Annotated in this window: 8 protein-coding genes, 1 tRNA gene and 1 pseudogene; 4 read left to right on the top strand and 6 right to left on the bottom strand. The window is 37.6% G+C overall.

The genetic code is table 11. The annotated features are described in order from the left end of the window. Positions 1-56 precede the first annotated feature (56 nt). From DSM106972_RS43110 to DSM106972_RS43100, 3 genes and pseudogenes are all read right to left on the bottom strand, one after another. Positions 57-626: pseudogene (locus DSM106972_RS43110) on the bottom strand (JAB domain-containing protein); the annotation flags it as partial. Between the two features lie 200 nt (positions 627-826). Next, on the bottom strand, positions 827-1,765 hold the full coding sequence (locus DSM106972_RS43105) for a phosphoribulokinase (RefSeq protein ID WP_127086475.1): 939 nt from the start codon (positions 1,763-1,765) through the stop codon (positions 827-829). A 269-nt stretch (positions 1,766-2,034) separates the two neighbouring features. Then, positions 2,035-2,283 carry a hypothetical protein gene (locus DSM106972_RS43100; protein ID WP_127086474.1) on the bottom strand — a complete coding sequence of 83 codons (249 nt, stop codon included), beginning with the start codon at positions 2,281-2,283 and terminating at the stop codon, positions 2,035-2,037. A 254-nt stretch (positions 2,284-2,537) separates the two neighbouring features. On the opposite strand from DSM106972_RS43100, the gene DSM106972_RS43095 reads away from it, so the two are divergent. Further along, positions 2,538-3,206 (top strand): class I SAM-dependent methyltransferase, encoded by a 669-nt coding sequence (locus DSM106972_RS43095; protein WP_127086473.1) that lies wholly within the window; start codon positions 2,538-2,540, stop codon positions 3,204-3,206. Positions 3,207-3,249: 43 nt separating this feature from the next. On the opposite strand, the gene trhO is transcribed toward DSM106972_RS43095, so the two are convergent. Further along, complete coding sequence (gene trhO / locus DSM106972_RS43090) at positions 3,250-4,131, bottom strand: oxygen-dependent tRNA uridine(34) hydroxylase TrhO (RefSeq protein ID WP_127086472.1); 882 nt, start codon at positions 4,129-4,131, stop codon at positions 3,250-3,252. Positions 4,132-4,194: 63 nt separating this feature from the next. Between trhO and DSM106972_RS43085 the strand changes: the two genes are divergently transcribed. From DSM106972_RS43085 to DSM106972_RS56215, 3 genes are all read left to right on the top strand, one after another. Next, positions 4,195-4,267: transfer RNA gene (locus DSM106972_RS43085), tRNA-Ala, on the top strand. 101 nt (positions 4,268-4,368) lie between these two features. Next, positions 4,369-5,235: an AIM24 family protein gene (locus DSM106972_RS43080; protein ID WP_127086471.1), complete on the top strand. Its 867-nt coding sequence runs from the start codon at positions 4,369-4,371 to the stop codon at positions 5,233-5,235. Positions 5,236-5,252: 17 nt separating this feature from the next. Next, positions 5,253-5,624 carry an AAA family ATPase gene (locus tag DSM106972_RS56215; RefSeq protein ID WP_475395207.1) on the top strand — a complete coding sequence of 124 codons (372 nt, stop codon included), beginning with the start codon at positions 5,253-5,255 and terminating at the stop codon, positions 5,622-5,624. Positions 5,625-5,804: 180 nt separating this feature from the next. Here the strand turns inward: DSM106972_RS56215 and DSM106972_RS43065 are convergent, their stop codons facing one another. Both DSM106972_RS43065 and DSM106972_RS43060 read right to left on the bottom strand, forming a co-directional pair. Next, positions 5,805-7,262 (bottom strand): hybrid sensor histidine kinase/response regulator, encoded by a 1,458-nt coding sequence (locus tag DSM106972_RS43065; protein ID WP_127086470.1) that lies wholly within the window; start codon positions 7,260-7,262, stop codon positions 5,805-5,807. Between the two features lie 74 nt (positions 7,263-7,336). Further along, positions 7,337-10,030, bottom strand: a complete 2,694-nt coding sequence (locus DSM106972_RS43060; RefSeq protein ID WP_127086469.1) for a hybrid sensor histidine kinase/response regulator — start codon at positions 10,028-10,030, stop codon at positions 7,337-7,339. Positions 10,031-10,122: the final 92 nt, after the last annotated feature.

The raw sequence follows: 10,122 nt of genomic DNA, 5'->3' as shown, positions 1-10,122 counted from the left end.
TTTGAGCATTATTTATATTAGGATGCCTGAAAGTATTGAAAAATCGTTGTTTTCTTGCTACCAGAAGGATGATTGTGTGCAACTATTAACCTAGTGGCGCCTTGACGTATGACTTCGCGGAAGATTTCTCTGGGTGGTGCAAGAGTTTCTGTTGCTGAACCGATAGTTATGACTTGCTTTCCTAGCATTTTATTTTTCACGTCTAGTAAAATGACGGCAAATCTTTCTTGCGGATACCACATTAAGTCTTGACTCAACACTGCTGCTGCATCTGCTGGACTCTCTACTGGAATCCGTTGATCTGGACTTGCTTGGAACGCGCGCTTACCTAATTCAACAGCAGCTAGAATAGTTGTTGCTTTTGCTGGCCCTATTCCTTTTATATTCATCAATTCCGAAGGATTTACCTCACGTAGAGCTGCTAAAGGGTCACGTTCACACTTTGACAACTCAGATATTATATGTTGTCCTAAACCTACTGCAGATAACTTTCCGGCGCCTTGACCTGTAGCTAGTAAAATTGCAATTAACTCTGCTGTGGATAGTAATTTAGAACCGTGTGCAAGCAAACGCTCTCGCGGACGCTCGCATTCTGCCATATCAATCACTCGAAGATTATAAGCCATATATTAGGTAGAAGCTTATTAAAACACAAATGTACCTATGTACATTTATCGTCTTTTTTTTTTCAAAAATCTCAATTTGACAGAATCTTCAATTAGTTTAAATGTACGCTTCATTAAGTTATGTATCAAAATATGACTATATATAAATTTAATTGAATATTTATGATGAGGGGACGGGCAAGGATGCCCATCCCACAAGACTATGGGTGTACTTGTGTTGCTTTTAGCATGTGGTAGGTTACTAGCAGTTGAGTTAAAGCTAAGGGATAACTTTGAATTGTTTCGCCTGTAGTACCAGAAACCTTACCTAGTTCGGGATTTGATTCACGGTCGCAGACGCTCTTTAAATGTGGCATATCTGAACAAATCATTTGTTCAAGTTTATTTACTTGTTCTAACGTTGCGTGTCCGTCAACTCCCAATACATCGACGGGTTTTCCCATATCTCGGTCTAGTTCTAATCGAATTGCTGAACTGAGATTGCCATTTCCAGAGGCTAGTACTTGGGTAAAATCGGGATGAGGTATTGTTGGACGAAGTACTAAGCGTACATTTAAATGTCCGTTAGCTTGGTCGATATCATCGTTAGGAGGGCAAAAACTAACTACAATATCTGACCATTGACGCTGCGGACGAATGTACTGTTCAGAATCTGGTTCTCGCTTTTCTAATTCTGCTAATACTTGCTCTTCGGTATAACCCCGCTTTTGGGTATCACGTTTAATTTTCCATTTTGCTCGCAGTCCTTCGGGAGGAGCTAGATATACTTTAACGTCGTAACAGTCTCGCGCTGCACGAGTCGAATATCCTAATAATCCTTCGACTATTACAAATTTACCAGGCTTTATATACTCCGGCGCCTCAAAGGTTCCTGTTTTGTGGCTATAAATAGGCTTTAGAATTGCTTGCCCCATTCGCAACAGTGATAGTTGCTGTTGCATAATATCTAAATAGTTACAATCTGGGTGAAGCGCTGTAATACCGATTTCTGCACGCTGCTTGCGGTCATACCTGTGATAATCATCAGTGCAAATCACCGTCACATTCTCCGGCCCTAGTACCTGAGCAATTCCTTTCGTTAAAGTTGTCTTACCTGCTGCACTATCACCAACAATACCAAGTATAATCGGACGGCTCATCGTACTTCTCCCAAAAACGCAGAAAATGGAGCTGGAAATTGTATTTTATTTTACCAATTATCATTAAAATAATCATTGAAATAATTATGCAAACCTTGACATTCTGCCAATGCTCAATAGCCTAATAGCTCTACAACCACGAATTATCAAGTTTATTAGAGCTAGCAAGTCTATTTATTTATTATTATTTTGTTTCATAACGTTTTGTAACGTGTAGAGACTAAAAATGTTATGCCTCTACACGTGATATTATTTATTTTTGGGAGGATTTACCTGTAGTTAGTATCTAAATAATTGAATGCATCTTGTGGAGTTTTGAAACTACCCACTATTTGCGGCGCCTGACTAAAAGGATGTTTTCCTGACCTACTGACTTTCAAGTAGTAACCAATACTATCTTCTGTATTCCATATTTCATAGCTGTAATCACGATTGTTTCCTTTTTTCACTAGGGGGCTGGTATTGTTTAATACAGGCGCGTTGAGCAAGTTTAATGCAGCTAAGAAATGTTCAGCCATTGTCTTTCCTGATTATTCTACAATAAGAGATTTTATATTTTTAATGATATTTTGTTAAAGAATCAAAAGTATGAAGTAGATTTGTATTTTAAGTAAATTAATTTTGTTTTTTTTAGCTTTTGATATTAGAAAATTAGTTAGATTCACTGATAAATATTTTGATTATGAAGAATTAACACAAACAAAATGTATAAAAAATTAAATGTATTAATGTATTAATACGCAGGTATTGACTGGAAGAGACGCTTATTAATATGACAAAACAAACGCTTGGACTTGATAATAACCTTCGTGATTACTTACTTTCTGTGTCGGTACGAGAACCAGAAATATTGATGCAGCTAAGACAGGAGACAGCACAGCACCCAATGGCAATAATGCAAATTGCTCCTGAACAGGGACAATTAATGAGTTTGCTTGTACAGTTAATTGGTGCGAAGAAAACTTTAGAAGTCGGTGTTTTTACTGGATATAGTGCTTTGGTAGTAGCGTTAGCTTTGCCACCTGATGCTAAGGTTGTAGCTTGCGATATTAGTGAAGAGTATACACAAATTGCACGGCGTTATTGGGAGAAAGCTGGAGTATCACATAAGATAGATTTGCATATTGCTCCGGCGGTTGAAACGCTCGATAAGTTAATTCAAACAGAACTCGAAACGTTTGATTTTGCTTTTATTGATGCAGATAAAAGTGCTTATGATGATTATTATGAGCGGTGTTTGCAACTTGTGCGTCCAGGTGGTTTAATTGCAATCGATAATGTATTGTGGTTTGGAAGGGTGGCCCAGGAAGAGGTGCAGGATAATAGAACGAAGAAAATCCGCGCGTTGAATGCGAAGTTACATCAAGATGCGCGGGTTAATATTAGTTTAGTGCCTGTTGGTGATGGGTTGATGTTGGCTCAGAAGAAGCACTCGTTGTAAGCACTCGTTGTAAGCACTTCAGTGCTTGTCTAAAACGAAAGCACTAAAGTGCTTTATTACGAAGACTTTGGCGCCTTTTTTCTTCCAAACCTGCGCGTTTTTCGGGGGTTAGGGTGTCAAAACAATGATGGCAACAAATTCCTTCAGAGTAGTGAGGGGAAAGTTTATCTTCGTCGTTAATAGGGTGTCCGCATCCTACACACATGTCATGGGTTCCTTGTTCTAACCCGTGTTGCACTGCGATGCGCTCATCGAATACAAAACATTCTCCCGACCAAAGACTTTCTTGCTGTGGTACTTCTTCTAAATATTTCAAAATACCGCCTTGAAGATGGTACACTTGCTCAAATCCTTGAGACATCATATAAGAGGAAGCTTTTTCGCAGCGAATACCCCCTGTGCAGAACATTGCTACTTTTTTATGTTTTTTGGGGTCGAGGTGATGACGTACATAGTTGGGAAACTCTCGAAACGAGTGAGTCTCTGGGTTAACGGCGCCTTTAAATGAACCGATTTTTACTTCATAATCGTTACGGGTATCTATAACAACTACATCGGGGTCAGATATAATAGCGTTCCAATCAGATGGTCTAACGTAGGTTCCAACTTGTTCAGTAGGGTTAACAGGTAAACCTAACGTGACAATTTCTTTCTTTAACTTTACCTTCATGCGTTCAAAGGGTGGTTCTGAAGCTGAAGATTCTTTATGTTCCAAGTCAGTTAGGCGAGAATCTGAACGCAGGTAAGATAATACTGCGTCAATAGAGTTACGCTCACCCGCTATAGTACCGTTAATACCTTCAGGCGCCAGTAAAATAGTACCCTTAATTCCTTGAACAGTACAAAATGCCAGTAAAGGGTCTTGCATCTGAGCAAAATCTGGCAGTTTAGTAAATTTATAAAATGCAGCTACTACCAGAGTCATTTTTCTTATAACCTCTTTCTTTTAAGGAAACTATCATATATAATCTAATTTATCAAAATGAAAGGGGGTTTAGCTCAGTTGGTAGAGCGCCTGCTTTGCAAGCAGGATGTCAGCGGTTCGAGTCCGCTAACCTCCATATGTATGTACTATAAAATCAATTAAATGTAGAGACGTTACATGTAACGTCTTTACAAAACAAATGGCACAATGTATTTGTAGCAACTGGGGCAAACTGCTATGGTAAATCCAGCGGATAAAGGTTTCATAGAACCTTATAAAGGCAAAAGCGCTTCTAAATTAGAAGTACTCAACTGCGTATCAGGGGAAAGGTTTAAGGTTGAAATTCTTGGTTACAAAACATTATCGGGAATAAACGACCCAGTAACAGCCCAAGCAATATATTACGCAAACCAAGCTGGAATGCAGCTTAAACAAATTAAAATTACTCTCCAAGGAGGAGAAGCGCAAATCGAAGCAGGCGCCTTACAGTATTTACATGGCAACATTCAAGTTGAGAATAGAGCGGGTGGAGTCGCTGGACTCGGAAAAGCAATGCTGAATAAGTTGCTTACCAACGAATCTATATTTATTCCTCGCTATCGTGGTGATGGAGTTATATATCTCGAACCGTCGTTTAGTCATTTCATGGTTTACTATCTCAACAACGAAGAACTTATCGCTGATAAAGGTTTATTTTACTGTGGTGAAGGCGCCCTTGAGGTTGGTGCCTTTATGCAAAAGAATGTTTCCTCAGCATTGTTGGGTGGTGAAGGTTTGTTCCAAACTCGTATTCGTGGTACAGGTATATCCATCTTTGAATTACCAGTACCTGCTGACGAAGTACATTGTGTACATTTAGAAAACGAAACGCTTCGAGTTGATGGTAACTTTGCTTTGATGCGAAGCGGTAGAATTGAGTTTACTGTCGAGAAATCAACAAAGAGTATTTTAGGCTCTTTAGCGAGTGGTGAGGGACTGTTGCAAACTTTTCGAGGTACAGGTAGAGTTTGGTTGGCGCCTACTCAAGGTGTTTATGAGCAAATTCGTCTTGGTGGTATCGATAGTTTGACCCAGGCACCGAAATCGTCGAATACGTATACTTAATTATGGTTCAGAATTGAATACGTTATCATTACCGCTTTGTTTATTGTTTATACACACTTAATAATGGTAAAGTTCTCATCTTTGATGAGCTTGACGCACGACTTCATCCATTGATTAGTTTTGCTATTGTTAGTTTATTTAATTCTAATGAAACAAATCCAAATAATGCTCAACTCATTTTCATGACTCACTATAAAAATTTACTTAGTAACAAACTGTTTCGTCGAGACCAAATTTGGTTTACAGAAAAAAATAGGTATGGTGCAACAGATTTATACTCACTAGCTGAATACAAAGTCCGTAATGATGCGTCATTTGAAAGTGATTATATTAAAGGTCGATATGGCGCCATTCCATATATTGGATATTTAAATTCTCTAATATCATAAAAAACAGCGAGACAATTTATGATGAACTATTAAATAAGCAAAGTACTGCTATTAAAAATGCCGAAAACCTTCTCAAGCAATATGAATCTCATAACCCAGCAAAGGATAATCCATCAACGGCAGTACATATACTTGTTAAAGAGCTAAATAGGTTTATTAGTTGATGAGAGTTAGTCAATATCAACATGCTCCGATTGTAACTGGGCTTTTGTATGTAATACTTTTAGTAACATTTTGAGACTGGCGCCAGTTTGTATCAGTTCGTTTTTGCTGTTGAATAGGAATTTCGATGATAAATTCGGCGCCTTTGCCTGGATTTGAAATACATTGTAATGTACCACCGTGTAATTCGGTTATAATTTGATGGCTAATGGACATACCTAACCCTGTACCTTTACCTACAGGTTTAGTTGTAAAGAAGGGTTCAAATAGGCGTTTTTTTACATGCTCTGGCATTCCTGGTCCGTTATCAGAAATCCGAATTTCAATGCGATTGTTCCTCAAAACCTCTGTGCTAATATAAATTGCAGGTGACATGATACAAGTGTCGTGGTTATCTAATTTGTCTTCCAAAGCTTCAATAGCATTGCTGAGAATATTCATAAATACTTGGTTGATTTTTCCTGCATAACATTCCACTTGCGGCAGGTTACTATATTTTTTAACTACTTGAATTTCCATATGATTTAATTTTGGCTTCAAGCGGTTGCGAAGAAGCATCATTGTACTTTCAATACCATCATGGATATCTACAACTTTAACGTCAGCTTCGTCATGACGTGAAAAGTTACGGAGAGACTGGACGATATCGCAAATTCGCTCGGTTCCAACTTCCATAGATGAGAGAATTTGAGGTATGTCTTCAGCTAAATAATCTAAATCTATTTCTTCTTGCTTCGCTAGAATTTCTGGGTTTGAAGAAGGACAATGTTTTTGGTAGAGCTTTAATAATTCTAGCAAGCCCTTAGTATATTGATTAACATGATAAAGATTTGCGTGTACAAAGTTAACTGGATTGTTGATTTCGTGAGCAATACCTGCTACTAACTGACCGAGTGTAGCTAATTTTTCTGCTTGTACTAGTTTAATTTGAGCAGTTTGTAAGTTATGCAGCGCTTGCGAAAGTTCTTGAGTTCTATCTGCTACTCTTTGCTCTAATCCTTGAGTTAATTGTTGTAAGGATGCTTCTGCGTTAGTTCGTTCTGTTATTTCTTTCTTGAGACAAATATTTTGTTCTTCTAACGTTAAACTCATGTTCCGCAGCTTCATATGAATTTGGATACGAGCTAGCACTTCCGCTTGTTGAAACGGCTTTGTGATATAATCTACGGCGCCTAAAGAAAGACCTTTAACTTTATCTACAGTATCAGAAAGAGCAGTCATAAAAATGACTGGCACATCTTTTGTAAGTGGATTTTGTTTAAGACGACGGCAAGTTTCAAATCCATCAATTCCTGGCATCATTACATCTAGCAAAATTAAATTTGGTAGCTCATATTCAACTTGCTGAAGTGCTATTTCTCCACTAGTTGCCACTGCAACTTCAAATCCAGCATCAGTAAGAGTTTCTGAAAGTACCTCTAAGTTTGTAGGGGTATCATCGACAATCAAAATTACGTTTGTTTCTGAGGTATACATGGCTAACTCCCTGAAATTATTTAAAAGGTGTATTGAATGGTGAGTACTTAGAGGTTAAATATTGATTAGCTTAATTATAGATATTTGTCAATGAATATTTTGATTTTTTCCATTTGAAAACCTTGAGCTAGTTGATTAACGTGTTTTACAAATGTAACAAATTTTTTGTCTGTTTGCTCTATCTCCTCTAACTTTTTGTAAATGCTTTTTATTCTACCCTTTAATACTAATTCTCTTAACAAAATTAATTCCTCTGTTGGTGGAGGAATCATTTCTTTCTCATCAATTGATAAGTGATTATTTTCTAATGTGTGAATTTTTGAATTTTGAGAAGTAGTAGTAGTATCTAGATTTGTTTCTTCATAAATCCATTCTAGTTCTAAATATTTCTGTAACTTTTCTAGTAGTTCAGGTGCTTGTATAGGTTTAGGAAGAAAGTCATCGGCGCCTGCATCTAAACTCTTCTGTCTATCCTCCTCAAATACACTTGCTGATGAAACTATAATTTTGAGGTTTTGTAATTCTGGCAAGGTTCGTAAGTTTTGTATCATTTCATATCCATCCATCAATGGCATCGAAATATCAGTAATCATTAAATTAGGTTTCCACTCAATGGCTTTTGCTAAACCGTTCTGACCATTTGTTGCCTCTGCTAGCTCAAAACCAATAGGTTCTAATAAATTAACAAGAACAGAGCGATTTTCACAAATATCATCTACTACCAAGATTTTTAGTGTTTGTCCTTTGTAAGCGGAGATAGTTCCCTGTTGGGAAATTCTAGATGTATGTGCCCATTCTTTTGATTCCAATATATCTGACTCAAACCAAAAAATAGTACCTTTGCCTACTTGGCTTTGTACTTCTAAATTGCTACCCATCATGGCAACAATTTTTTGACTGATAGATAATCCCAACCCAGTTCCTTCTGATTGCTTCTTGATATTGCCAACCTGTTCAAAGGGTAAAAATATTGTTTCTAATTCATCTTCGTTCATACCCACACCAGTATCTTCTACTTGGAAGCGAACTTTATAGATTGAGTCTTTATTCTTGACTAGCTCAACTTTAAAATATACACTGCCAGTATCTGTAAACTTGATAGCATTACTTAGCAAATTTATCAAAACCTGCCGCAAACGCTTTTCATCTGCTTGAACACCAATGGGGAGTAGTTCATCACATTGACATATAAATTCAATACCTTTTTGTTCAGCTTTAATTCGACATATTTCAGCAACACCTTGGAGAAATGAAGGAAAATGGAAACTTGTAGGATACAGTTCCAATTTTTGAGCTTCAATTTTAGAAAGGTCTAGAACATCATTAATGAGAGTTAGTAAATGTAAGCCACATTGATTAATGATATTGATACCTTTACGCTCTTTCTCAGTAATATTTTTTGAACCTTGAATAATTTGGGTGTAGCCTAAAATACCATTGAGAGGTGTGCGTAATTCATGACTCATATTAGCGAGAAATTCACTTTTGGCTCTATTTGCACAATCAGCAGCTTCTTTTGCTTCCTTTAGTTCTGTAGTACGTTCCTCAACTCGCAGTTCTAAGTCCTCCAATGACTCCTGTAATTGAACTGCCATTTGATTAAAAGACTGTGCCAAAATTTCTATTTCATCAGCATCCTGCAACTCAAACTTTTGGGTTTTGTGGCTATTAGCACCCCCTGTACCATCTTGGCCCAAACGAAGCGCCCTTTGGGCATCAGCTTCTGCTAGCTTCTGGCACTCTTGAAGAATGGGTTGCAAGCGATTATTCAGTCGGCGGATAAACAAAGTAACGACTAATGCTAGTACCATACCAGCGCCTAAAGCACCACCAACTGCAATAGATAATACTGGGACTAAAACAACCGACTGGGATACTACTGCTAGCATCAACCAGTTAGTACCTTTGACTTTTTGAAATACCCAGTATTTACCTTTTGCCTGCATAAAACCATCATCATCGTTTTCAATCTCCTGCCATACATTCTTTAGCTCTGGAATGTCTTTATAGGTTGCTAGTGACCTAGCTTTCTCCCCATCGGGTGGATATGCTAGCAAATTGCCTTTTTCACTTACAATTACAAACCAACCTTCTCCTCTAGTTACAGATTCTTTGAGTTGTTTACCTAGAGCCGTTACACTAATATCTACCCCCGTAACACCAATAACTTGATTACGATCATCGAATATAGGACCGGTGTAGGTTGTTAAAGTCAGTCCGTACCATTGATATGGCTCTAACCAAATACCTTTTCTGGATGCTACTACGGATGTGTAATAATCTTTTGTAGAGTAATTATCCTGTTGAACATCCACGTAGCGTATGTCTTGATGCGGTGCTGGTAAAAGCTCACCTATTTGATCTGATGTTTTTTGGTCAACATAAAAGTATGGCCAATACCATTGACGATCTTTTGCTAATTGAAAATCAGCCTGACCAAAACCAAGACCCATAGTCAGTGGTGAACGTTCCTGAAAGAGATCAAAAGCTAATTGCTTATAAGCTTCTGGTTTTATGATTCCCTGACGCTGCATAGTTTTGACTGAAGCAGATACGTCACCCATAGATTGTTCTACTCTAGAAAGCTCTCCTTCAATCAACTTCACTTGCTTACTGAGATTACCTCTAATCTCATTCTTAGCCTGATTTTCCAGCGCTTTATAAAAGAAGTATGACATGGCACTTAATCCGACTAAAGCACCACTTAATACGTAAAAAAATAGCCTCGAACCAATAGAATTATGTATGAGTTTTTTTCTAATTTTCATAAGTCATACCCTGATGCAACTGCATGATTTAATCACTTATATCTATTTACTCCCCTAATAGATTGCTAAAATAATAATTGCGAAACAATTCT

The sequence above is a fragment of the Dulcicalothrix desertica PCC 7102 genome (assembly GCF_003991905.1).
Lineage (GTDB): Bacteria > Cyanobacteriota > Cyanobacteriia > Cyanobacteriales > Nostocaceae > Dulcicalothrix > Dulcicalothrix desertica.
Note: the sequence above shows the minus strand (reverse complement) of the source record. Positions and strands in the feature narration are given on the sequence as shown.